This window comes from Rhodococcus sp. WY5, assembly GCF_018588185.1.
GTDB lineage: Bacteria > Actinomycetota > Actinomycetes > Mycobacteriales > Mycobacteriaceae > Rhodococcus_F > Rhodococcus_F qingshengii.
In genome coordinates this window covers 1716083-1739293 of the sequence record NZ_JAAMPR010000001.1, presented here as the reverse complement: position 1 = coordinate 1739293, position 23211 = coordinate 1716083, and the positions used below count along the sequence as shown (strand labels likewise).

The window sequence follows — 23211 nt, the reverse complement described above, 5'->3', positions numbered from 1 at the left end:
ACAGATTAAACATAAATATTGGGCAACAATTCGGGTTCGAAACCGTCATCTACCAGCATCTCGAATCGACGCGCCTGCCGCGTTACCGATCTGAGCTGCAGCATCCCCGAGCAGGTCGGCGACACTGAACGGCAACAATTCGTTGTTGCAGATCACGATGTTGCATCCGGGTGTTCCTGCTCGCCCCGTCCCGACCATCGTGTCGAAGATCAATTCGGGGTTCGCGAAGCCGACGAGCTGTGACGGATCGTCGATGAGCGGACCACCCGACCCATGCACGGGAGGCCCGACGTACGGCGGCGGTGAAACGTCCACAATCGAAGCGACGACAAGCCGCAAGAACTCCTGGAGATAGAGATCCCGAGGCGCGTTCTGCCACACCGGATGCGAAACATACTTGCTCACCGGCGCATTCTCGGAGTAGAAGTCCTCGCCCGCGTTCACCCAGGTCAAGAAGCCGTACCCCCATTGGACGGAGAGGGCGCGGACAACTCGTCGAGGTAGGCGGAGTCGATCAACGTCTGATCACGCCACGCGCCTCGTTGCACCATCAGCTGACCCAGTCTGGCCATGTCTCCCGGCCGCATTGCCAATCCGAGAATCAGACACGTTCACAGAGAACCACAGACGCATCACGTTTGGGAAGAGTCCGCCTCCATTCCGAGCGCGCGACGCGCTCCCAGCGCCATGGTGACCTGTACAAGATCTTTCGGTGACGACAGGTCAAGTCCCGTCAGGGAACTCGCTTTACGCAGGCGGTACACGACCGTGTTCGGGTGTACGTGCAACTGCCGAGCGGTGGTAGCTCGATCGAATCCGGAGTCGATGAAAGATTCGAGCGTCTCGAGCACGGCAGGATCGGACTCCAACCGCGACAACACATCTGCGAGGATCGGCAGCGCAGCGCTCGGGCGGGTCAGTTGATACTCGACTGCAAGATCCTCGAGACGCACGACCCCACTTGTACGGCCGTACTTTCGGGCAACGTTCAGCACCTCGCGCGCCTGCGACACCGCTGCGGGAATTGCCGGCGGTGCCGCGACATGTACGGCGGCAACCGTCGATGCACCGATGACCTTCTCGAGATCACCCAATCGTCGACACAATGAAAGATACTGCGGACTCGACGCCCAGTTCCCCTCAGCGGGTTCCGATTCCACAATAGGAATCAGTACGGCTCCGCCACTGCTCCCGAGCACCCCGAGCGCTTTGTCACGCCCCACCTGATCAAGCTCTCGTTGCAGGTGGCGCACCTTTCTCCGCTCGGCGACGGCAGTGTCCACCTCGGTCGAGGACTCGTCGTCATTCCGTTCGACGTGCAGCGCCACCACCCAGTACAGGCGCGCCAACCTGATGCCCACATCGTCGGAGATCCGATCAACATCGACACCCGTCGAAAGTGCTACGAACAATGACCTTCGCGCAGAATCCTCGTCCGTCTGGGTGACATGGTCGGAACCGTAGCCGGCAAGAACCGCCGACGCGGAAGCCGCGGTGTATGCATTCAAGAGTCGTCCGGTGCGGGCAAGTGCGACACCGTCTTCCGGGACCGCCCATTCGCTGATGGTCTCCCACCACAGCCCGGCTGCCAAGTGATATGCCCGCAGCACCTCACCGAGCGGAACCAATTCCTGAGCCCGTTGGCGAGCCGATTCGCTGATGTCGGCGAGCAACTCGGGCGCCAGATCGGCGCCGGTCCGCAGCATCGAAATGAACAGTTCCAGATTGCGCCTCACGATGGTGGTGACGTCGTTACGCAATGCCTCGTCAGGGAGCAACCGGTAGAAGGTGACGTCGCGGTGGACCAGATCGACTGTCTCAATGACCAGTGGATGGGTGCGTTGCGCCAGTCGGTCGGCCAGAGATCTGCCACCAACCAGGATCGGCTCGAACGGCAGATCTTTGTTTCCTGACACAAAACCCTCCACAGAATTGAATTGCCACCACAAGGCCGACCTGCCTTTTTCCTATCACTATGTAACCCACGCCACTCACGAATTCACAATCAGCGGCGTAACTGGAAGTCCCACCTTCGACCAAGAGGAGCCTCGAGTGACGTGGAAAACGCGCAGCGCAGCCATTCTGGCAGGCGTCGTGGCTGCCGGTTCGATCGCGGCTCTCGGGACCGGTGTGTCGAGTGCCGAGACAGCGGTCAGCACTATCCAGTACGTCGCGCTCGGCGATTCCGCGGCGGCCGGCCCACTGGTCACCGCGCAGGACTCGTCGTCACCGGGCTGTCTACGATCACTCGACAACTACCCGTCCGTGGTGGCGCGAGAACTCGGCGCTCAACTCACGGATATGACCTGCTCGTCGGCGCGATCCGCCAACGTCACGGACACCGCACAATCGACGTTCTCCGGTCAAGTATCACCGCAGGCAACAGCATTGGGGCCTGATACCGACCTCGTCACCATCACCATCGGTGCCAACGACATCTCGTTGTTACCGACAGTTCTGAGCTGCGTCAATCCACTCCCCGAACCCACCGGAACGTCCTGCCGTGACAAGTTCACCTCCGGTGGCGTCGATCAACAGCGACAGATGATCGAAAATGCGTCCACAGGTTGGAGTTCCATGATCGAAGTCGCGCAGGATCGAGCACCGTCGGCGCGCATCGTCGTGGTCGGATACGGAACATACATCCGTAGTGGCGGCTGCCCCGGCACTCAGCCGTTCTGGCCGCGCGACGCCGACTATCTCCAGAGTGTGATCGACTACGGCAACACGGTCATGGCAGCAACTGCGGCCCGTTACGGCGTCGAGTACATCGACATCACCGAAACCACTGCCGGGCATGACATCTGCACGGACCCTGCCACTGCTTACTACACGGGAATCGTCCCTACCCAGCCGGCGGTTCCACTGCATCCCACTGCGGCCGGGATGCAGGCGATCGGGAAAACGGTCGCCGACGCTCTGTCCTGAGCTTCTCCCCCAGCACAATTCATTCAGCACTCGCGAAAAGGGTGGAACAATCATGTCAATTCAACGAGACGCTCCGCCGCTGCCGTCCGTCGACGGCGCCCCTGTCGGAACACGTGACAAACTTCTCGGCGGCACACTCGTCGCCCTGTTTCTCGCGAACATGCTCAACTTCTTCGACCGGGCGATCCCCTCAGTCGTTGCCGAGCCGATCAAGAACGAGTTTTCGCTCAGCGACTTGCAATTGGGATTGATCACCTCTGCATTCACCCTCGTCTACGCAGTCGCAGGACTGCCTCTGGGCCGGTTGGCCGACACGAAGAACCGTCCCAAGATCATCGGGATCGGACTCCTGGTGTGGAGCGGACTGACGGCAGCAACCGGTGCCGCCGGCAGCTATGTGCTGTTCATCCTCGCGCGTCTCGGCGTCGGTGTGGGCGAAGCGACCTTCACACCTGCAGCCAACTCGATGATCGGTGATATCTACCCGGCAGAACGACGCTCACGCGCACTTGGTGTCTTCATGCTCGGTTTGCCAATTGGCCTCATGCTCGCCTACTTCACCGTCGGCAAGATCGCCGAGGCATTCGACAGCTGGCGTGCACCGTTCTTCCTCGCGGCGATTCCCGGTGTCCTGCTTGCAGTCGTGCTCTACCGCATGGCAGATCCGGTTCGTGGTGGTTCCGAAAGTCCGGAGGCCCGCGCAGCCGCTGTTTCACAGGCACCGATCACCCGCCCGATCCGTCGTCTGCTCGCAATTCCTACGCTTCGTTGGCTCATCCTTGCCGGGCTGACGTTCAACTTCGCCGCCTACGCAGTGAATTCGTTTGTCGTCCCGCTGCTCATGCGCCAGTACCACCTGAAACTGACTGCGGCGGCATCGGTCACCGGCATCATCGTCGGAATCACGGGCCTGATCGGATTGCTTCTCGGCGCTCGCTACGCTGACAAGGCCAGCGCACGCTCACCACGCGCACGGTTGATGATCGGTGTCGGAACCTCGGCATTGGCGGCACCTTTGACGGCGCTGGCACTGTTGCAACACGGCGGAAACGTCGTGATGTTCACGCTCTTGTTCTCGGCCGGGTGGCTTCTGGCTTACGGCTTCTACATCAGCGTCTACCCTGCCATTCACGACGTCGTGGTTCCCAGGCTCCGCGGCACTGCGACTGCGTTGTTCTTCGCTGCCATGTACCTTCTCGGCGGATTCTCCGGACCGGTTGCCGTTGGAGCGATCTCGGACTGGTTCGCCAAGCGTGCACTTGCAGATGCCGGTACCGGGAAGTTGGCTCAGTACGCCGGCGACGGGTTGAACTCGGCCATGTATCTCGTGCCGATCATGTTGGCACTCACCGCGGTATTCATCTACCTGGCTACCCGCACTGTAGGCAAGGACTCCGCGCGCATGCAAGCGGAGCTGAGCCAGGCCTGACCGACAAGTTCACGGGCGGTGGCGGGACCCTGAGGCCCCGCCACCGCCGAGTTCAGTTGACCGTAATCGCCAGAGTCGACAACATGGACCGCAACATGTCCGGCAAGCGAGCGATCATTCGCTGCTCGGTTATCCGAACGGAGACGGGCGCGGCCAGCGTCGCTCGCCACAGTTCCGGTTGATTCTTCATCAGGTTGTTGTAGACCGGGAGCAACTGATCGTTGATGTAGGTCCAACGACCATCCCGGTCCGCCCAGTTGAAGTCCGGAAGCGGCGTTTGCACAACAGCATTGCCCACCGCGAACGAGAGCGGGTTCGACTCGCGTGGCGGCACGACGCCAGGCATCGACGGTGATGCGGCGAAGGTGGTCAGGTAAGTCAACGAGCGACCAACGCTACCGCGGTAGGCCTTCGCCTCGTCCCACTGATCACCCACCGACTGGTACTGCTCCCTTCGCAGCAGACGCACATTGCCGTCGAAGACCGATTCCGGTGTCCCCGAAGCAATGTTGTTCCACGCGATACGGGCGTTCTCGTCGAGCAGCCCTGCGCGATCGAGTTCGGCGATGCCGTCGACACCGTCGTGAACCCACGCCATGTGCATGGGAATCAGGTCCGAGAAGATGTGTTTGCTCATCGCAATCACTTTCCCCTGGAACCACATCACGTCCTCGGGGCGAATCTCGTGGCCGACCTGGAGAAGTGCCGCAATGTCCTCGGGCGCTCCCATCGACGATGCAACCGGCGCCCCGATGCGGTCGATCTCTCGCCACACCAGTGCCATCGCCTCGCTGATCGCTTGGACTTCCAGCACAACCCGCCCGTAGTCCAAGTCGAGGAGTCCACCGGCGAAAGCGGGCCCGACCATTCCTCCCATACCTGCCCACTGCAGCTCTCGATGCTCGAGCTGGAGTCGCTCGTAGAATTGGAAAGTGTTGGTGAGGTTTCCGAGATTCGCGTGCACACCGTCGAACGGAGTCCACGAAGCGAGATCGATACCTGCCGACTCCGTCCCGACCGCGAGCCAGTACTGCTTGAGCAGTGTCTGATAGCGATGCGGATCCACTCCCGAGGCTCGGGCGGTATCCACCAAAGACCGCAGCGTCGCGGAATCCGATGGCAGAGAAGGATGCAGGCCGCCCGTGGCTTCGGCGTTTGCGTTCACTGCTTCCAGGTCGAGGTACCTGTCGAGCTCACCAGTACCCGCGGACGCCCTGCCTCCCAGTACGACGGCACCGCCGATACCTGCCGAAGCAACGAGAACCGTGCGCGCAAAATCCCTGCGCGTCAGAGACTTCCGCAAGCTCATCGTCCCTCGGCTTCGTCGAACGTCTTTGCCAGCCAGGCGATGTCCTGCATACCCAGCTGATCGGTCACCGTCTTGTACAGGTTGGTCACGTAATCGAGCGGCCCGCACTGCGACGGGAGCAGGTCCACGTTGCCGCCGTCTGCTCGATATGTCTGCGCCAATTGCTCTGCCTCACTGAAGGGAACGAGAAAGTCGTCCTCACAGGAAGAAATCAGAAGCTTGGAAGCCGGCGCCTGCTTTCCCAACGTGTTGTCCGCGTACGCCGCGGCCAGCGCAGGGATCGTTCGGGGCGAAGGGTTGGTGAGTAGGACGTCGAATGGAACGAATGGGAGTCCGAGGTAGAGCGCCTGGCAGGACGCGCGGAAGGCTGCGGCGACGTTGTGACCGATCGGAGTCAGATGATCGTCGAGCCGAACGTCGGGGTAGCCCGCGTCGAATCCGAGAATGCTCGAGAAGACGAATCCGGAACCGATCCCACCGGCCGCTGTTTCCTCGAACGTTGCGGGGTCGATCATCATCGCCTGAATGGCACTGGCCTGGACGTTCAGTTCCGGCGCATAATCATGGGCTTGTTCCGCGGCAAAGCCCGCTGCGACACCGCCTCCGGCGACACCGTAGATGCCGACAGGGGTGTCTGATTCGAGGCCGCCTTCCGGAAGCGCGAGTGCTGCCCGAACGCCGTCGAGCGTTGCCTTCCCTGAGAACTGTCCGATCGAGAACGGATGGGGAGCAGTGTCGCCGTCGTTGCCGACGTCGCTCATCATCACTGCCCAGCCGTGGCCGAACATCTGAGCCACCGGGCCGAGCGCCGAGAACATCGCCGGGTCGCTCTGATTGCCGCCGGTCCACTGGTGACTTGGTGCGCAGTTCGCGCCGAGGCTGTCGTTCGCCTCGGCGTATCCGATGATCTTGCGATCACCTGGCGCAGTTCCGTCCTCGGGAATCATCAGAATTCCGGTGCTGATCACCTGCCGACCGAAGTGATCAGTGGTGGTGTACATGAGTTGGTGAGCCGAGACCACGTCGGGACGGACCTGGTAGACCTGCACGCTGACCGGACGCGCTTTGAGAAGTGTGCCGGGGGCGGTACCCGGCTCGATTTCAGGTTCGTCGAACCACGGATCATCGGACGAGAGCCCGAGTGGAGTCAATTCGGTGGAAATGTCAGCGCCTTGGAGTGCCTTCACGACCAACGGGTTGAACACGTCGGCCAGGTCGACGGTCTCCTGCGCACCAGCCGGCGACCCCACCGCAAACAAGGCCACTGCCAGGGCCGATGCCGTTCCGGCGCGCCATGACCACCGTCGCCACGTCGAGTCAAACATCGTTCACGAGTTCCTTACTTTCGGGTAATGAGCACCCCTACACTCCCATTCACCTGCATTAACAGACAAGTCGGGCACCCATCCGTTGGCCGAAAACCTCGATCGGGCTTAGGCTGACGGCACCTGTCCGGCAAGTCTGGCGTGGGAGGTTTGTCTGTGAGTGCTCCGACCCGTGTATCGCGAGCTACCGGCGATTCACTCCAAGCTCGACCGCGGCCGTCCAACATCACGTGCAAGATTCTGATGGCCGTGACAGGACTGATCTTCGCCGCTTTCGTTCTCGTCCACATGATCGGAAACCTGAAGGTCTACACCGGTGCCGATCACTTCGACGACTACGCACACTGGCTACGAACGGTGTTCGAACCCTTCCTGCCCTACGAGGGACTTCTGTGGATTCTTCGCATCGTCTTGCTCGCGTCATTGGTCGCACACGTCTGGTGTGCCTGGCTGCTCACCGTCCGCGGACGCCGAGCTCGAGGAAAATTTCGACGTAAAGGTCTGGGAATCAAGTCCTTTACAGCGCGCACGATGCCCGTCACCGGAGCTGTGCTGCTGCTGTTCGTCATTTTCCACATACTCGACCTCACGACCGGAACCCGACCCATCGGCAGCAGCGAGTACGAAGCGGCCACGCGCACACAGAGTTACGCATACGACAATCTGATTGCCAGCTTCGAGCGTCCGCTGGTGGCAGCGTTCTACATCGTCGCGATGGCTCTGCTGGCAATGCACCTCGCGCACGGGCTCTGGAGCGCGGTCAACGATCTCGGCGTGACCGGCCAACGACTGCGCCGGATTGGCGTTGCACTCTCCGGAATCTTTGCGCTCGCCGTGATGGTCGGAAACATGTCGATCCCCATCGCGGTCATGACCGGCGCCATCTCGAAGACAGGAGCGTCATAAGTGAACAGCTTCGAACTCGACGATCTGCGCAGCATCGGGACACCGGTGGACGGTAAGGTCCCGGCCGGCGATCCTGCGACGGCCTGGCCCACTCGCAAACTCGACTACAAGCTCGTCAGCCCACTCAACCGGCGCAAGTTCACGGTCATCGTCGTCGGTACCGGCCTCGCCGGCGCGGCCTGCGCCGCCTCCCTCGGTGAACTGGGCTACCACGTCGAGTCCTTCACCTTCCACGATGCACCCCGCCGTGCACACAGTGTCGCCGCGCAAGGAGGCATCAACGCTGCTCGCGCTCGAAAAGTGGACAACGACAGTCTCGCCCGCTTCGTGAAGGACACCGTCAAGGGCGGTGATTTCCGGGGCCGTGAGGCCGACTGTTTCCGTCTCGCCGAAGAATCCGTACGCGTCATCGATCACATGAATGCCATCGGGGCACCGTTTGCTCGCGAGTACGGCGGCACTCTGGCCACCCGATCCTTCGGCGGCGTTCAGGTGTCGCGCACGTACTACACGCGCGGGCAGACAGGCCAGCAGTTGCAGATAGCGTCGTCGCAGGCACTGCAACGTCAGATCGCAGCCGGAACGGTCAACCTACACACCCGAACCGAGATGCTCGATCTCATCGTTTCGGACGGGCGAGCACAAGGGATAGTCACACGCGATCTCGTGACCGGTGAGATCGGCGCCACCACAGGCCATGCCGTCGTACTGGCATCCGGCGGCTACGGAACCGTATTCCACAAGTCCACACTTGCGAAGAATTCCAACGCCACGGCCGCCTGGCGAGCGCACCGACGCGGTGCGTTGATGGCTTCACCCTCGTTCATCCAATTCCATCCGACGGCACTTCCCGTCAACTCCGAGTGGCAGTCGAAAACCATTCTGATGAGCGAATCCCTGCGCAACGACGGCCGGATCTGGGTACCGGCCAAGCCCGGAGACGATCGTGAGCCCGGCGACATTCCCGAAAACGAACGCGACTACTACCTCGAGCGCAAATATCCGGCGTTCGGGAACCTCTCTCCCCGCGACGTCTCTTCACGGGCCGCCCGCGAGCAAATCGACTCCGGTCACGGCGTCGGCCCTCTGAAAAACAGTGTGTACCTGGATTTCCGCGATGCGTTGGCACGGCTCGGCCGCAAGACCATCGAGGAGCGATACGGAAATCTGTTCTCGATGTATCGCGACGCCACCAGCGAAGACCCCTATACGGTGCCGATGCGCATCGCCCCCGGAGCCCACTTCACCATGGGAGGACTGTGGAACGACTACGACCAGATGACCTCCATCCCCGGCTTGTTCGTCGGTGGTGAGGCAGGCTGGGGATACCACGGGGCCAACCGCCTCGGCGCCAATTCGTTGCTCTCGGCATGCGTCGACGGCTGGTTCACCCTCCCGTACGCGATTCCGAATTATCTTGCACCGCTACTCGGATCCACTCCACTCGAACTGTCCGATCCCGCTGTGACGTCGACGCTCACTGACGTGAGGGGTCGGGTGGACCTGCTGCTCTCGGTCGGCGGAACACACGGCCCCGACAGGTTCCATCGACAACTGGGCGAGATCCTCTATGCGGGTTGCGGTGTCACCCGAACGGCCGAGGGCTTGACCAAGGCGATCGCCGAAATCCGCGCACTGCGAACCGATTTCTGGTCGAACCTGCGAGTTGCCGGCAGCGGAAACCAGTTCAACCAGGAGTTGGAAAGGGCCGGCAGGGTAGCCGATTTCCTCGAGCTCGCCGAACTGATGTGCGTCGATGCTCTCGATCGTGACGAGTCCTGTGGAGCGCACTTTCGTGCCGAACATCAGACTCCCGACGGCGAAGCGCAGCGAAACGATCAGGACTGGTGCTTCGTCTCCGCGTGGGAAACCGCCCAGGACGGCAGACACGTTCGACACGACGAGCCGTTGTCCTTCACCGCTGTTCCACTGCAGACGAGGAACTACGTATGAAAATCACCGTGGACGTGTGGCGCCAATCCGGACCTGAGTCGTCCGGCGCATTCGACACCTACCAAATAGACGACGCGACGGTGGAGATGTCGCTGCTGGAGCTCCTCGACCGACTCAACGACCAACTCGTGGAAAGCGGCAACGAACCCATCGCCTTCGATTCCGACTGCCGAGAAGGGATCTGCGGGTCCTGTGGCATCACCGTCGACGACGTTCCCCATGGGCCGGTTGCGAACACTCCCACGTGCCGTCAGCACCTGCGCAGCTTCTCCGACGGTGACCGAATCAAACTGGAGCCATTCCGCTCCGCAGCCTTTCCAGTGGTCCGCGACCTCGTCGTCGATCGCTCTGCGCTCGACCGGGTGCTCGAAGCCGGTGGATACGTTTCGATCAATGCAGGAACCGCGCCGGACGCAGACAGTCAGCCGCTCTCGCATCAAAGTGCCGAAGCTGCACTGGACTTCGCCGCGTGCATCGGCTGCGGCGCTTGCGTGGCAGCCTGCCCGAACGGTGCCGCGCACCTCTTCACCGGGTCCAAACTGACCCACCTGTCTCTCGTCACGCAGGGCCGCAACGAACGTGGCAAGCGGGCCCGAGCGATGTCGCACCAGATGGAGGCCGATTTCGGGCCGTGCTCGACCTACGGTGAATGTGCGCAGGTGTGTCCCGCGGAGATACCGCTGACCGCGATTGCCGCTGTCAACAAGGAATCGATGCGATTCGGATTGCGGCGCAAGGACAACTGATCGTCACCAGGCGCCGATCAGCTTCATCCACGCGCCGCCGATGATCGTCCAGATCAGGATGATCACGACGCTCATCACGAAACCGATTCGGAACCATTCCGAGGTCTTGATGTATCCGGAACCGTAGATCACTCCGGCCGGACCGGACGCGTAGTGCGAGATACCGCCGAACAGGCTGCCGATGAAGCCGAACACCAGGGCTGAGAACAGCGGCGGTGCACCGGTTGCCACCGCCGCGCCGAGAAACACCGCGTACATCGCGACGATCTGCGCGGTGTTCGACGCAAACAGATAGTGCGCGTAGAAGTACACCAAGGTCAGGATCGCAAAAGCCCAGATCCACGGCAAACCGTCGACGCTCGAGGAGACCTGGGTTCCGATCCACGAGATCACGCCGAGTTCTTCGAGATGGCTTGCCATACCGACCAGAACGGCAAAGAACACGAGCGTCTGCCACGCCCCGGTGTCGTGGACCAGGTTGTTCCACGTCAGCACCTTGGTCACCAACAGGATGCCGATTCCGACGAATGCTGTTGTAGTGGCATTGACGTTGAGCTGCGAGCCCAGGCACCAGAGCACCAGCAGCAGAACGAAGGTGGCGGCCATGATCTTCTCGTTGCGGCTGATCGGACCTGCCTTGCGCAGTTCATCCCTGGCTTGCTCGGGTGCTTTCGGAGTCTTCAACATCGTGGGCGGGAAGATCTTCGACATCACCCACGGGATCGCGATCAGACTCGCAATTCCCGGAACCGATGCTGCCAGCGCCCATTTGCCCCACGAGATGTCGATGCCGATCTTGGCAGCCGCATCGACGGCCACAGGGTTACCCGCCATGGCGGTGATGAACATCGCGGAGGTCACGACGTTGACTTGCAGCGACGTGAGCAGCAGATATGCTCCGAGCTTCTTGCGAGAGTCCTCGGGCTCGGGATTGGAGTCCTCCAACTTGCTCAGCGAGACGATGATCGGATAGACGACGCCACCCGCACGGGCGGTGTTCGACGGCGTCGCCGGAGCAAGTATCAAGTCCGTCAACGCCATTCCGTAGGACAATCCGAGACTCGACTTGCCGAGTTTGGTCACGAACATGAGCGCAACCCGTTTGCCGAGTCCAGTGACCAGAAAGCCCTCGGCAATGAAGAACGATGCGACAATCAGCCAGATCGTGGTGTTACTGAAGCCGGACAACGCTTCCGTCGGCGTCTCGGTCTGGGTGATCATGGCGATCGACAGGCCTACCAGCGCCACAGAACCCGTCGGCAGAGGCTGCAAGATCAACGCCACGATGGTGCCGACGAAGATTCCGAGCATGTGCATGCCCTTGGGATCCACACCGTCCGGAACAGGCATGAAATAGATGATCAGGCCGAGGACGACGGGCACCGCAGCCGGGTAGTACCGCCTGAGCACCGATTGTTTCGACGGCTCCGCCGGCGGTGTCGTCTCAGAAAAAGACTCAGTGCTTTCGGATTTGGCCTCGGACATTTGCATCTCCTCGACTTGTCGCCCCAGGTGATCGCCCCAGATGATTGTCCCCCAAACATCAGGTTTTCGTGCGGTCAATCCAAGTTCGAGAGAAAATGCCCGGAAGCACAGTCGTCCTTACGAGGCGCTGTCTCGCACCGACGCTTCAGTGGGAGAATGCCCATCTCTCGCAAAAGATTGTGCCAATCGATCAACAGAGGCGCCGGCGTGCTGCACGCTTGAATCTCGGAGAGTTGTTCAACCTGCTTCTGCGAAAGGTATTCGTCGGCACGATGTTTGGGTCAGGACTGCGCGGATTGCCGATCTCGACCGGATCTTCGCGCGTGATGTGATCCAATTCCGAAGCATGTCAGCCGACAGACAGACCCACGAACCGAGAAGATTCGTATCGGACCGACGACTGGTTGCGCCATCTATTGTCGGGAGTGTGACGGAATCCGACGCCCACGAGGACTCGACCGACTCCACTGAATCGGCAGTGGCCGATCACCCGAGGAAACGTCCACTGTGGCGTGAGATTCTGATCCTCGTTGTCGTCGCACTTGTCCTGAGTGTTGTCATTCAGAACTTCGTCGGACGCATTTTTCTGATCCCGTCGGAGTCCATGGAACCGACACTTCACGGCTGCACCGGCTGCACGGGAGACAAGATCCTCGTCGACAGAATCAGCTATCGATTCGGGGATCCGCAACCTGGGGATGTGGTCGTGTTCAAGGGACCCGAGTCCTGGAACGACGAGTACAAATCCATTCGATCCGACAATTCGATTGTTCGCGCGTTTCAGGGACTCGGGTCCATCGTCGGCTTGGTCCCGCCGGACGAAAACGACCTCGTGAAGCGGGTAGTCGCGGTCGGTGGCCAAACCGTACAGTGCCTGTCCGAGGGAGAGGGGCTTCGGGTGAACGGCAAGCCGCTGACCGAGCCGTACATCGACAAGCGCATTCCGGGCAACGATACCTCTTGTCAAGGAAGGTATTTCGGGCCGGTCACGGTTCCCGACGGGAACCTGTGGGTGATGGGCGACAACCGCGCCCATTCGAAGGATTCACGTTTCCATCTCGATGACGAACACAGTGGAACGGTGCCGATCGACAATGTCATCGGCAAGGTTCAATTGATCGTCCTTCCCTTCTCACGGTGGGGAACTGTGAGCTCGTTCGATCCGCAGTGACAGATCGAATCAACCAGGCGGGCTGCATCTTCGGACGGCACAGTCGACATGGCTCCGCTTTCGGACGATCATCGAGCGCATCTGTTGCCGAAGGTAGGAGAACCACATGCGCGCTCGACGCATCACCGCCAATCTCAAAGTCGCCGATGTCGGAACCGCCAAGAGCTTCTACTCCGACTTTCTCGGCCTGAGCACCGAAGAGTTCAACATGGGGTGGGTCGCTCGCTACACCTCTCCCGACACCGGCGCGAACGTACAGCTCGTCACGCACGACGCCACTGCAGCCGAGGACTCGGTCATCTCAGTCCACACGGACGACGTCGACGGCGCCTACGAAGAGGCCCGCAGGCTCGGCTACGAAATCGTGCACCCCATAACGACCGAAGAGTGGGGTGTTCGCCGATTCCTCGTCCGGGCACCCGATGGCAACGTCGTCAACATCGTGCGACACCGGGACTGAGCAGCGGAAAGAACCCCATTCGACGTTTTAGGTCATTTGACCTAGAGTTAGGTGCATGACCGATTCATTGCAGTATTCAGCCGACGGCCCGATCCTCGTGGCCGGCGGATACGGAACCGTGGGCAGCGCCCTGACAGCGTTGCTCGCCCCCGACTTCCCACTACTCCTCACCGGACGCACCCCCGAGCGAGGCGACGAACTGGCCGGCCGTCACGGCGCTTCCGTCCGCCGCTGGGACCTCCTCGACCCGACACCCTTCGACGCGTCCGTACGCGCGGTCGTTTCGACGGTCAACGATCCCCACGATCGTGTCCTGTCCGCCGCCGTCGAGGCCGGCATTCCGTACGTGGACATCACCCGCTGGACAACCCGCGTCGCTCGCGCCGCCACTCTGGCGGGTCAGAAGTCGCCGAGCGCACCGGTGTACCTGTCGTCCGGATGGATGGGCGGAGTCACCAATATCGTCGCCGCAGCGCTGGCCGAGGAACTGGGTGGCGCGAGCACGATCGACGTCTCGATTCGCTACGACGTCAACGACATTGCCGGGCTGGACTCCGTCGACTTCATCGATCGGCTCGGGCAGGATTTCGAGGTGATGCAGCAAGGAAACCCGATCACCGTCAGCCCGTTGACGGATACGCGCTGGGTCGACTTCCCCGGATCGCGCACCAAGGTCGGAAGAATCGACACTCCGGAACAATTCACGTTCCCCATGACCTTGGGCGCCGAAACTGCCAGCACTCGAATAGGTTTCAGTTCGAATGCATCCACAACTGCGCTGCTCGCCGCCAAGAAGGTGGGTCTGTTCCGTTGGGGTCGCGGCGACCGCTTCACACCGCTACGACGCGGACTCCTGTACTCGCCGGGCAAGGGCGGGAGCGCGCAAGTACGCATCGATGTCACGGGCCCGAGCGGCACGACAAGCGCGACAATCGTCGACCGGCAGGGCCAGGCTCACCTCACCGCGGTGGGCGGCGCGCTGGCCGTCAGACGAGCCTTGGCCGACGATGCCCGGCCTGGAGTCACTTTCCCCGAATCGCTTCCGAACCCTCGCCGCACCGTCTCCGAGTTGGAGAGCTTCGGGGTGGCAGTATTGCGACCATGACCCTCTCCAAGGGCGCCGCCCGTGCGGCAGCACTTCTCGACGCAGCAGAACAGGTCCTCACTACTCAGGGCAATGCCAACTCGGCAATGCGCGATTTCGCAGCCGCGGCCGGAGTGCGGGTAGGACATCTGCAGCACTACTACCCCACCCGTGCAGATCTGATACGCGCAGTGATGTCACGTGCATTGACCCGCTCACTGGATCGCCTTGCCGTCGTCCCCGATACGGATCAGAGCCTCTCCCGCGAGGAATCCGAACACTTCATCGGAGTCCTGCTCGGAGAACAGGACGACCAGGCCACGGTGCGTCTGTACGTCGAAGTATGGGCCATTGCAGCGGCGGACCAAGAAGTCGCGGTCGTGCTTCGAGACTTCTACGCCCAGTACATCGCACACGTAGAGCGCGCAGTCGCGTGTGCACAACCGGAGCTGGATGCGGCGGAACTTGGCGCGACAGCGCAGACCATCGTGAGCCTGCTCGAGGGTTCCGCAATTCTCCGATCGGGAATCACCGGCCGAAAGTCCGACGCTTCGGACCGAAAGCTCGTGGACACACTGCAGTACCTGATTCACGGGTCCTGACTCGGACGTATCGTAAAGCCCATGAGCGTTGCAAACGAATGGAGCCGAATCGAAGCGTGGTGCCGTACAAACGCACCGGTGACGGCTGCAGCGTTTCAACCAGGACTCGGTGACGCCGTTATCGAGGAATTCGAAGCCTCGACCGGCGTCACGTGGCCCCAGGAACTTCGCGACCTGTATCGGGTCCACAACGGCAGCCTGACCCACGACGACCGGACCGGCCTCTTTCTCGGCAGCGTGCTCCCGGACAAGTTCTTCTACCCCATAGACGTCGCAACCGAAGTTCGTCTCACTCTGCTCGAAACGTGGGACGAGACGATCTACGAGAATCCAGACCTCTACGCCGAGGACGAGATGGATCGACACGATCAACGCGACGCAGGCACTGCCGCAACCATGTTCATCCCCTCGTTCGTTCCCTTTGCCGGACTGGACGAGTACCACTACTTCGTGGACACCCGTAGCGGCGCACTCCACCATTGTGTGACCGAGTATGCCTCGGACGCCACTGACAACGGCGGTCCGATCTGGGCGTCCATCTCGGTAATGCTGGCCGCCCATGCCGTAGCGCTGGAAACAGGATCAACGATCGGAGTGTGGAAACCCGTTGTCAGCAAGGGTGTTCTGGAATGGGAAGTCGACGCATGACACCCAAGCAGGAACCGACCCGTCGCACCCTCGCCGACGGGCGTCAGATCTTCTACTTCGACGATGCCGGCAGTGCCCGCGCCCACTCTGCGCGAGATTCCCGCGAATTGCCGGCTCTCGACCACTCGTCTCGGATGAGATTCGACGTTCTCACCGGGGAGTGGATCACCATGGCTTCGCATCGCATGACACGGACACATCTCCCCTCCGCCGCCGAATGTCCATTGTGCCCGACCGACGAAACACGCACGCCCACAGAGATACCCGACGGAGACTACGACGTCGCGGTGTTCGAGAATCGGTTTCCGAGCTTTGCCGCGGCGCCTGAGGAAGCCATTGACAGTCCCGGAGACGGTGCGGGCGATCGCCCAGCGGCCGGTCACTGCGAAGTGATGTGCTTCTCGAGCGATCACACGGCGTCCGTCGCCGAGCTTCCACTCGAACGCATGCGCACGATTGTGGGCGCCTGGATTTCTCGGACCGAAGAGTTGTCGGCGGATCCGCTTGTGGAACAAGTGTTCTGCTTCGAGAACCGCGGCGAAGAAATCGGGGTGACACTCACCCATCCACACGGACAGATCTACGCATACCCGTATGTCACGCCACGCACCCGATCGATGCTGACGCAGGCGCACAAACACTTCGAGCGCACCGGTCGCTCACTACTCGCCGATGTTCTGGCGTTCGAGCGCGAGGACAAGGCCCGGTTGATCTACGACGGCGATCACTGGAGCGCCTACGTCCCGACCGCCGCACGATGGCCCATCGAGATTCACCTGGCACCGCACCGAGACGTCCCGGACCTTCCCTCGCTGAACGACCAAGAGCGCGACGAGCTTGCGGTCGTCTACCAAGATCTCCTACGCCGTATCGATCGCTTCTATCCGGGCGTCGACCGGGTACCGTACATCGCGGCTTGGCACCAAGCTCCCGTCCGCATCAACCGACCTCTGGGCCGACTGCATCTTCAGCTGTCTTCGATCTTGCGCGCACCGGGCAAACTCAAATACCTCGCCGGGTCCGAGTCCGCCATGGGCGCCTGGGTGAACGACACCGTTCCCGAGGCAGTCGCGGCCCGCCTACGGGAGTTGAAATAGTGGATACGGTCTCGAACAATTCTGTGCTCCAACAGTTTCACGCCACCTACGGCTATCCGGCAACCGGAGTGTGGGCGGCACCCGGTCGAGTCAACCTGATCGGTGAACACACGGACTACAACGGTGGATTGTGCCTACCGGTCGCTCTCGAGCAGCGAACACTGGTTGCCGTCGCACTGCGCAGCGACGGGGTCGTCCGCGTGCACAGTCGGCAATCCGCCGAGACGTACACCGGGCCCCTCGGCGACATCGCCACAGGGTGGGCCGCCTACCCCACAGCCGTTCTGTGGTCTCTTGCGCGCAGAGGCCTCCCGATCGAAGGAATCGATCTTGCCGTCGACTCGTCGGTACCGGTCGGGGCCGGGCTGTCGAGCTCCGCTGCCCTCACCTGTTCGGTTGCGTTGGCCGTCAACGAACTTCATGATTCACCTTTCGCCCGCGATGAGCTGGTACAGGTGTGCATCCAGGCCGAGAACGACGGCGTCGGCGCACCGACCGGAGGGATGGATCAAACCATTGCCCTCTTTGCTCAGCCCTCGACCGCGCTCCTGCTGGACTGCCAGGACGGATCCACCGAACCCATACCTTTCGAACTCCACGGTGCAGGTTACGAACTGATCGTCATCGACACCCGGGTCAAACACTCACTCGCAGACGGACAGTACGGAATGCGGCGCTCTCAATGCGTCGCTGCAGCAGCAGCTCTCGGCGTCGGCAGCTTGCGAGAGGCTACAGCAGACCAGGCCGAGACAGTGCGAGACCCGATCCTCCGGGCGCGGGCACGGCACGTCGTGACCGAGATCGAGAGGACGCGGAAGACCGCAGAACTTCTGCGCAGCAGCAGATTCAGTGACGTCGGCGAGCTGTTCGACAACTCGCACGCCTCGTTGCGCGACGACTTCGAGGTCTCGTGCGATGAACTCGACGTCGCCGTTGCCGCAGCACGACGCGGCGGCGCGATCGGTGCGCGGATGACCGGCGGCGGATTCGGAGGCTCGGCCATCGCGCTGGTTCCGGAAGGAAGCGGAGCGGAGGTCATCGCGTCGGTGAGCCGCGACTTTGCGGCGCGAGGTTGGCGAGCACCACACTTTCTCGGCGTCGTTGCCGGGGGTTCGGCCGCCCGTCTCTGAGCGAACGGCACGTTCAGCGCACTGGAGGCGCCGAACGTACCGTTCGCCCTGGTTGGGGCACCTCGAGATCCCCCTCACATAAATAGTCATCTCAGATGCGAATTATGTAGGTTCAGATCATGCAACTGACGCAGTTCACCGATCTGGGATTGCGCGTCGTCATGCGGTTGGCCGTACTCGACGCGGATGCCTCCCCCAGTACCCGGGATGTTGCGCAGCAGCTCAACGTGTCGTACTCCCATGCCACCAAGGTGGTTACACGGCTCGGAGAGCTCGGCATCGTGACAACCAGGCGCGGCCGCGGCGGTGGGCTTTCCATCACCGAACTCGGCCGCACCGCCACCATCGGCTGGCTGGCCAGACGCCTCGAAGGCGCGGGTGAAGTCGTCGACTGCGAAGGGGACAAACCGTGCCCACTGCGCGGAGGTTGCCTCCTTCGGAGCGCTTTGCGCGAAGCACAGGAAGCGTTCTTCGTTTCACTCGACGCGGTCACGATCGAAGACGTCATCCGGCAGCCGTCCAAAACTGTCCTGCTACGCCTCACCACCCGGAGCGACGAAGCAGGCTGATCAATCGAATTTCGACCGAACGGAGCAGCTCATGCTTTCCCCACAGTCAACCGAGGTCATTCGCGCCACCCTTCCCGTGGTCGGCGCTGCCATCGGCGATATCACAACCCTGTTCTACCGCAGGATGTTCGACGCGCATCCTGAACTCGAACGCGATTTGTTCAATCGCGGCAATCAGAAGCAGGGCGAACAGCAGAAGGCTCTCGCCGGCGCCATCGCGGCATTCGCGACGCTTCAGCTCGAGCCGGACAGCGCCAAGGTCGATCTCATACTTTCACGTATCGCCCACAAGCATGCGTCGCTGGGAATCACGCCCGACCAGTACGCAATCGTGCACGAACACCTCTTTGCCGCGATCGTCGAAATACTCGGCGATGCAGTCACTCCCGAGGTCGCAGCAGCCTGGGACGAGGTCTACTGGCTGATGGCGGAAACCCTCATCACGATGGAGCGAGGCCTCTACCAACTCGCCGGCGTCGACGCCGGTGACGTCTGGCGCACGGTCAGAATCAGCGAACGAGTTCTTCAGTCCGCCGACACCGTCTCACTGACACTCACGTCGCTCGACGGTAGCGCGCTCCCCACCTTCGCTCCCGGACAGTACCTTTCGGTCGGGGTTACGCTGCCCGACGGCGCCCGTCAGATCCGCCAATACAGCCTGTGTTCGATACCGAGCAGCGCAGACTGGCGGATCAGCGTCAAGCGAATCTCCGGAACTCCCGATGGCGAAGTGTCGAACTTCCTCTACAACAACGTATTCGAAGGTCAAGAACTCTCCGTCACCACACCTTTCGGCGATCTCACCATGCCGGACGACAACTCACCGCTCCTGCTCGCGTCGGCCGGAATCGGTTGCACACCGATGATCGGGATGCTCAATCATCTCGTGGACACCGGTGCTGACCGTTCGGTATCTGTCATCCATGCGGATCGATCCATTGCGGATCACGCGCACCGCGCAGAACTCAGCACACTCGTCGACCAGATTCCCGCCGCAACCCTGCACCGTTGGTACGAGGATCTCGGCACGCACGTTGCGTTCGGATCGGTTCACGAAGGACGGGCGGATTTGCAAGGTATTGCAGTGGAGCCCGATACCCAAGCCTTCCTTTGCGGGCCGATGCCGTTCATGTTGGCGATGCGCGCATCGTTGCTCGAAAGGGACGTCCCGGCACAGAATATCCACTACGAGGTCTTCGGGCCCGACAGCTGGGCCAACACCTGAGCGGACCACTGCCTGCGAACTGGACCTTGGCGCGCGACTGCAAACCCTTGTGTACTCGAAGAAACATACGCATCGAGTAGTGGGAGACCGACATGATCACGTCAGCGTCGATGACGGGAGTCGCGCTGATCGCCCTGGCGATGGTTCTGACACCGGGCCCCAACATGATCTATCTGGTGTCCCGCAGCATCAGCCAGGGCCGCCGGGCGGGTTTGATCTCGCTCGGCGGAGTCGCAACCGGTTTCCTGGTCTACCTCGCCGCCACGTGTGCAGGGCTGACGGCGGTTCTCTTCGCCGTACCAACGGTGTTCACCGCGGTGAAAATCGGTGGTGCCCTGTACCTGGCCTATCTCGCCTGGTCGACACTCCGACCAGGTGGGAAGTCCGCTTTCGAGGTGGGCGAGGTCGACCGCCACGGTAGCGGCCGTCTGTTCGGGATGGGGTTGACCACCAATCTGCTCAATCCCAAGATTGCGCTGATGTACGCGGCCCTGATCCCCCAGTTCGTCGATCCCACTGCGGGTCCGGTCTGGCAACAGGCACTCGTACTCGGCGGCGTGCAGATCCTGGTCGCAGTCACCGTCAACGCGTTGATCGTGTGCTGTGCGGCAGCCGTGTCGACCTTCCTCATGGCGCGTCCGGTGTGGATGCGGGCTCAGAAATGGCTAGCTGGTGGCATTCTCGGAATCTTCGCCACCCGCATGGCCCTGGAGTAGTTTCAGTCCTTCGGACGTTGGTCGATCAGACGACGCGCTTTGCCGATCGAGCGTTCGAGTCCGCCGGGTTCGAGAACGCTCACCTCGACCGTGACACCGATCTTGTTCTTCACCAGCTTCTGCAACGCCGAAGACGCTGCCGCATGATCGGAAATTGCCGCGTCAGGGCGAGCCTCGACGCGCACTGTCAGAGTATCCATCCGGCCCGGACGCTCGAGCACACACTGGAATTGGGGTGCCAGGGCGGGGACGGTCAGGATCAGCTCTTCGATCTGTGTGGGGAACAGATTGACCCCACGCAGGATGATCATGTCGTCGGTCCGGCCGGTGACCTTCTGCATCCGACGCATCGAGCGCGCCGTACCGGGCAACAGACGGGTCAGGTCCCTGGTTCGGTAGCGAATGATGGGCAGCGCTTCCTTGGTGAGAGAGGTGAAAACCAGCTCACCTTCTTCACCGTCCGGCAGCACTTCGCCCGTGACCGGATCGATGATCTCCGGGTAGAAGTGGTCTTCCCAGATATGGAGCCCGTCTTTGGTTTCCACACATTCCATTGCCACACCCGGGCCCATGATCTCGGAGAGTCCGTAGATGTCGACCGCATGCATGTCGAGTTGCTGTTCCAGCTCGGTACGCATCTGTTCGGTCCACGGCTCCGCTCCGAAAACTCCCACCCTCAGTGAGGTCTTCGAGGGATCGATACCTTTCTTGATCATCGCATCCACGATGGTCAACATGTACGACGGAGTCACCATGATGGCGTCGGGCTCGAAGTCCTCGATCAGTTGAATCTGCCGCTCGGTCATGCCACCGGACATGGGAATGACCGTGCAGCCCAAGCGCTCCGCACCGTAGTGTGCTCCCAACCCACCGGTGAACAGACCGTACCCGTAAGCCACGTGAACCTTGTCCGAAGACCGCACGCCGCCGGCCGAGAGACTGCGCGCGATGAGATCGGCCCAGTTGTTCAGGTCGTTGCTCGTGTACCCCACCACCGTCGGGCGACCGGTGGTCCCCGAAGACGCGTGAATTCGCGAGACCCGGTCCTGTGGCACCGCAAACATCTTGAACGGATAGTTCTCACGCAGATCCGCTTTGGTGGTGAAGGGAAACTTCGCGAGATCGCTCAGATCCTTCAAGTCGCTCGGGTGGACGCCGGCGTCGTCGAAAGCTTTGCGGTAGTGCGGAACATTGGTGTACGCGTGCATCAGGGACCATTGCATCCGCTCGAGTTGGAGCGTCGAAATGCGGTCCCGACTGGCAAATTCGATTTCTTGCGAAGTAGCAGTGACGAGTTCGGTCATGATTGTCTCCGGTGGGCTCAGTGAGGGCGCTGTGCGGGCGGTCAGGCGTCGAAATCGACTGTTATCTGTTCACCGACAGGGAAGGTCTGGCAGGTCAGTACAAAACCCGCGCCGACTTCGTAGTCTTCGAGTGCGTAGTTCCTGCGCATCTCGACGTCACCGCAGGTGACCTTGGCGCGACACGTTCCACAGACCCCGCCCTTGCACGCGAAGGGCAGATCCGATCGGTACTGTTCCGCTGCATCGAGAATCGACTGGTCTCGCGGAAGTGTCGCGGTGGTCGATCGACCGTCGAGCGTGATGGTGACCTCGCTGCCTGGTCCCACAATTCCGGGCTCACGATGCACTGCAACCGGCGGAGCGACGTCGTCGACGTAGAACAGCTCGTGATGGATGCGATCCTTGGCAATTCCCAAGCCGGCCAGTACTTCCTGGGCGTCGTTGACCATCCCGAACGGACCACACAACCAGAAGCCGTCGACCTGGTCGCACGGAACGAGAGAGGTGAAGATCTCACGCAACCGGTCGGCGTCGAGACGGCCCGAGAACAACTCGACCTCGCGCGGCTCGCGAGAGAGGACATGAATAACGTCCAGGCGCGCACCGTACCGGTCCTTCAGGTCGGCGATCTCTTCGGCGAACATGACCGAACGGGTGCGCCTGTTCCCGTACAGCAGGGTGACATCGGCCTCGGGGTTCACCAGCAGTGTTGCAGCGATGGACAACATGGGCGTGATTCCGGAGCCCGCCGCGATCAGGACGTGCCGTCCACCCAATGCCGGATCGGCGACAAAATTGCCAGATGGGCCCTGGACGTCGATTCGATCCCCGGCCTTGACGTCTCGCACCAACCAGGAGGAGAAGAGTCCGTCTGCCACTTCGCGAACCCCCACCCGTGGAGACGCCCCTACCGGTGCACAGATCGAGTAGGAGCGACGGTGTTCGACGCCGTCGATCATCCGCCGCAGTGTCAGTGACTGCCCGGCGCCGAAGTCGAATTGATCGGCGATATCGGCAGGCACGTCGAAGGTGACGGCAACTGCGTCGTCGCACAGTGATTCGACACCGGCGACCGTCAACACGTGAAATGGTTTGTTCCGGTTCGTCGTTGCGGTACTCATCTG

Annotated in this window: 23 protein-coding genes; 15 read left to right on the top strand and 8 right to left on the bottom strand. The window is 61.6% G+C overall.

The window, feature by feature from the left end:
- Positions 1–45 precede the first annotated feature (45 nt).
- From G4D79_RS07910 to G4D79_RS07905, 3 genes are read right to left on the bottom strand one after another with little or no spacing between them, the layout of a single operon-like run.
- Positions 46–453, bottom strand: coding sequence for a hypothetical protein (locus G4D79_RS07910; protein WP_143542658.1), 408 nt, complete (start codon positions 451–453; stop codon positions 46–48).
- Positions 450–572: a hypothetical protein gene (locus tag G4D79_RS34950; protein WP_256520072.1), complete on the bottom strand. Its 123-nt coding sequence runs from the start codon at positions 570–572 to the stop codon at positions 450–452. The genes G4D79_RS07910 and G4D79_RS34950 overlap by 4 nt, the downstream gene beginning before the upstream one ends.
- 60 nt (positions 573–632) lie before the next feature.
- The gene (locus tag G4D79_RS07905) at positions 633–1916 is read right to left on the bottom strand and encodes a CdaR family transcriptional regulator (RefSeq protein ID WP_099697146.1); all 1284 of its coding nucleotides are present in this window, start codon (positions 1914–1916) and stop codon (positions 633–635) included.
- Between the two features lie 136 nt (positions 1917–2052).
- Between G4D79_RS07905 and G4D79_RS07900 the strand changes: the two genes are divergently transcribed.
- Complete coding sequence (locus G4D79_RS07900; RefSeq protein WP_214514231.1) at positions 2053–2928, top strand: SGNH/GDSL hydrolase family protein; 876 nt, start codon at positions 2053–2055, stop codon at positions 2926–2928.
- Between the two features lie 52 nt (positions 2929–2980).
- Entirely contained in the window at positions 2981–4357 is a 1377-nt protein-coding gene (locus G4D79_RS07895; RefSeq protein WP_003942962.1) for an MFS transporter, read from the top strand.
- Between the two features lie 52 nt (positions 4358–4409).
- Here G4D79_RS07895 and G4D79_RS07890 read toward each other — a convergent pair whose 3' ends face one another.
- Positions 4410–5666: a Tat pathway signal protein gene (locus G4D79_RS07890; RefSeq protein WP_052416923.1), complete on the bottom strand. Its 1257-nt coding sequence runs from the start codon at positions 5664–5666 to the stop codon at positions 4410–4412.
- Complete coding sequence (locus G4D79_RS07885) at positions 5663–6991, bottom strand: lipase family protein (RefSeq protein WP_042446378.1); 1329 nt, start codon at positions 6989–6991, stop codon at positions 5663–5665. Before G4D79_RS07885 ends, G4D79_RS07890 begins: the two co-directional genes overlap by 4 nt.
- Before the next feature lie 156 nt (positions 6992–7147).
- On the opposite strand from G4D79_RS07885, the gene G4D79_RS07880 reads away from it, so the two are divergent.
- Genes G4D79_RS07880 through G4D79_RS07870 form a run of 3 tightly spaced genes read left to right on the top strand, consistent with a single transcriptional unit; the run spans position 7148 to position 10596 of the window.
- Complete coding sequence (locus G4D79_RS07880; protein WP_099697147.1) at positions 7148–7897, top strand: succinate dehydrogenase cytochrome b subunit; 750 nt, start codon at positions 7148–7150, stop codon at positions 7895–7897.
- Positions 7898–9850 (top strand): fumarate reductase/succinate dehydrogenase flavoprotein subunit, encoded by a 1953-nt coding sequence (locus G4D79_RS07875; protein WP_007730764.1) that lies wholly within the window; start codon positions 7898–7900, stop codon positions 9848–9850. It begins immediately after the preceding gene.
- On the top strand, positions 9847–10596 hold the full coding sequence (locus tag G4D79_RS07870; RefSeq protein WP_099697148.1) for a succinate dehydrogenase/fumarate reductase iron-sulfur subunit: 750 nt from the start codon (positions 9847–9849) through the stop codon (positions 10594–10596). Before G4D79_RS07875 ends, G4D79_RS07870 begins: the two co-directional genes overlap by 4 nt.
- A gap of 3 nt (positions 10597–10599) precedes the next feature.
- Here the strand turns inward: G4D79_RS07870 and G4D79_RS07865 are convergent, their stop codons facing one another.
- Positions 10600–12081, bottom strand: coding sequence for an anion permease (locus G4D79_RS07865; protein ID WP_099697149.1), 1482 nt, complete (start codon positions 12079–12081; stop codon positions 10600–10602).
- 427 nt (positions 12082–12508) lie between these two features.
- Here G4D79_RS07865 and lepB point away from each other — a divergent pair, with 427 nt between their 5' ends.
- The 10 genes from lepB (at position 12509) to G4D79_RS07815 (ending at position 20783) form a co-directional block, all read left to right on the top strand.
- Positions 12509–13252 (top strand): signal peptidase I, encoded by a 744-nt coding sequence (gene lepB, locus G4D79_RS07860; RefSeq protein WP_099697150.1) that lies wholly within the window; start codon positions 12509–12511, stop codon positions 13250–13252.
- Positions 13253–13358: 106 nt separating this feature from the next.
- Positions 13359–13712, top strand: coding sequence for a glyoxalase superfamily protein (locus G4D79_RS07855; RefSeq protein WP_003942961.1), 354 nt, complete (start codon positions 13359–13361; stop codon positions 13710–13712).
- Positions 13713–13767: 55 nt separating this feature from the next.
- Positions 13768–14817 (top strand): saccharopine dehydrogenase family protein, encoded by a 1050-nt coding sequence (locus G4D79_RS07850; protein ID WP_042921555.1) that lies wholly within the window; start codon positions 13768–13770, stop codon positions 14815–14817.
- Positions 14814–15398, top strand: a complete 585-nt coding sequence (locus G4D79_RS07845; RefSeq protein ID WP_099697151.1) for a TetR/AcrR family transcriptional regulator — start codon at positions 14814–14816, stop codon at positions 15396–15398. Before G4D79_RS07850 ends, G4D79_RS07845 begins: the two co-directional genes overlap by 4 nt.
- Positions 15399–15419: 21 nt before the next feature.
- On the top strand, positions 15420–16046 hold the full coding sequence (locus tag G4D79_RS07840) for an SMI1/KNR4 family protein (RefSeq protein ID WP_054187516.1): 627 nt from the start codon (positions 15420–15422) through the stop codon (positions 16044–16046).
- Complete coding sequence (gene galT, locus G4D79_RS07835; RefSeq protein ID WP_099697152.1) at positions 16043–17143, top strand: galactose-1-phosphate uridylyltransferase; 1101 nt, start codon at positions 16043–16045, stop codon at positions 17141–17143. Before G4D79_RS07840 ends, galT begins: the two co-directional genes overlap by 4 nt.
- Positions 17143–18273 (top strand): galactokinase, encoded by a 1131-nt coding sequence (gene galK, locus G4D79_RS07830; protein WP_099697153.1) that lies wholly within the window; start codon positions 17143–17145, stop codon positions 18271–18273. The genes galT and galK overlap by 1 nt, the downstream gene beginning before the upstream one ends.
- A gap of 119 nt (positions 18274–18392) precedes the next feature.
- On the top strand, positions 18393–18842 hold the full coding sequence (locus G4D79_RS07825) for an Rrf2 family transcriptional regulator (protein WP_099697154.1): 450 nt from the start codon (positions 18393–18395) through the stop codon (positions 18840–18842).
- Positions 18843–18873: 31 nt separating this feature from the next.
- Complete coding sequence (locus tag G4D79_RS07820) at positions 18874–20067, top strand: globin domain-containing protein (protein ID WP_042446412.1); 1194 nt, start codon at positions 18874–18876, stop codon at positions 20065–20067.
- Positions 20068–20159: 92 nt separating this feature from the next.
- The gene (locus G4D79_RS07815; protein ID WP_042446415.1) at positions 20160–20783 is read left to right on the top strand and encodes a LysE family translocator; all 624 of its coding nucleotides are present in this window, start codon (positions 20160–20162) and stop codon (positions 20781–20783) included.
- 2 nt (positions 20784–20785) lie between these two features.
- On the opposite strand, the gene paaK is transcribed toward G4D79_RS07815, so the two are convergent.
- Together paaK and paaE are read right to left on the bottom strand one after the other, a co-directional pair.
- Positions 20786–22087 (bottom strand): phenylacetate--CoA ligase PaaK, encoded by a 1302-nt coding sequence (gene paaK / locus G4D79_RS07810; protein WP_007730627.1) that lies wholly within the window; start codon positions 22085–22087, stop codon positions 20786–20788.
- A 41-nt stretch (positions 22088–22128) separates the two neighbouring features.
- Entirely contained in the window at positions 22129–23208 is a 1080-nt protein-coding gene (paaE, locus tag G4D79_RS07805) for a 1,2-phenylacetyl-CoA epoxidase subunit PaaE (RefSeq protein ID WP_099697155.1), read from the bottom strand.
- Positions 23209–23211: the final 3 nt, after the last annotated feature.

Excerpts from the sequence above, each read along its gene's own strand:
- G4D79_RS07845 (WP_099697151.1), top strand. The coding sequence starts at position 14,814 with ATGACCCTCTCCAAGGGCGCCGCCCGTGCGGCAGCACTTCTCGACGCA.
- paaE (WP_099697155.1), bottom strand. The coding sequence starts at position 23,208 with ATGAGTACCGCAACGACGAACCGGAACAAACCATTTCACGTGTTGACG.
- paaK (WP_007730627.1), bottom strand. The coding sequence starts at position 22,087 with ATGACCGAACTCGTCACTGCTACTTCGCAAGAAATCGAATTTGCCAGT.
- galT (WP_099697152.1), top strand. The coding sequence starts at position 16,043 with ATGACACCCAAGCAGGAACCGACCCGTCGCACCCTCGCCGACGGGCGT.
- G4D79_RS07820 (WP_042446412.1), top strand. The coding sequence starts at position 18,874 with ATGCTTTCCCCACAGTCAACCGAGGTCATTCGCGCCACCCTTCCCGTG.
- G4D79_RS07840 (WP_054187516.1), top strand. The coding sequence starts at position 15,420 with ATGAGCGTTGCAAACGAATGGAGCCGAATCGAAGCGTGGTGCCGTACA.
- G4D79_RS34950 (WP_256520072.1), bottom strand. The coding sequence starts at position 572 with ATGGCCAGACTGGGTCAGCTGATGGTGCAACGAGGCGCGTGGCGTGAT.
- G4D79_RS07895 (WP_003942962.1), top strand. The coding sequence starts at position 2,981 with ATGTCAATTCAACGAGACGCTCCGCCGCTGCCGTCCGTCGACGGCGCC.
- G4D79_RS07825 (WP_099697154.1), top strand. The coding sequence starts at position 18,393 with ATGCAACTGACGCAGTTCACCGATCTGGGATTGCGCGTCGTCATGCGG.
- G4D79_RS07870 (WP_099697148.1), top strand. The coding sequence starts at position 9,847 with ATGAAAATCACCGTGGACGTGTGGCGCCAATCCGGACCTGAGTCGTCC.
- G4D79_RS07850 (WP_042921555.1), top strand. The coding sequence starts at position 13,768 with ATGACCGATTCATTGCAGTATTCAGCCGACGGCCCGATCCTCGTGGCC.
- G4D79_RS07890 (WP_052416923.1), bottom strand. The coding sequence starts at position 5,666 with ATGAGCTTGCGGAAGTCTCTGACGCGCAGGGATTTTGCGCGCACGGTT.
- G4D79_RS07885 (WP_042446378.1), bottom strand. The coding sequence starts at position 6,991 with ATGTTTGACTCGACGTGGCGACGGTGGTCATGGCGCGCCGGAACGGCA.
- G4D79_RS07865 (WP_099697149.1), bottom strand. The coding sequence starts at position 12,081 with ATGTCCGAGGCCAAATCCGAAAGCACTGAGTCTTTTTCTGAGACGACA.
- G4D79_RS07855 (WP_003942961.1), top strand. The coding sequence starts at position 13,359 with ATGCGCGCTCGACGCATCACCGCCAATCTCAAAGTCGCCGATGTCGGA.
- G4D79_RS07815 (WP_042446415.1), top strand. The coding sequence starts at position 20,160 with ATGATCACGTCAGCGTCGATGACGGGAGTCGCGCTGATCGCCCTGGCG.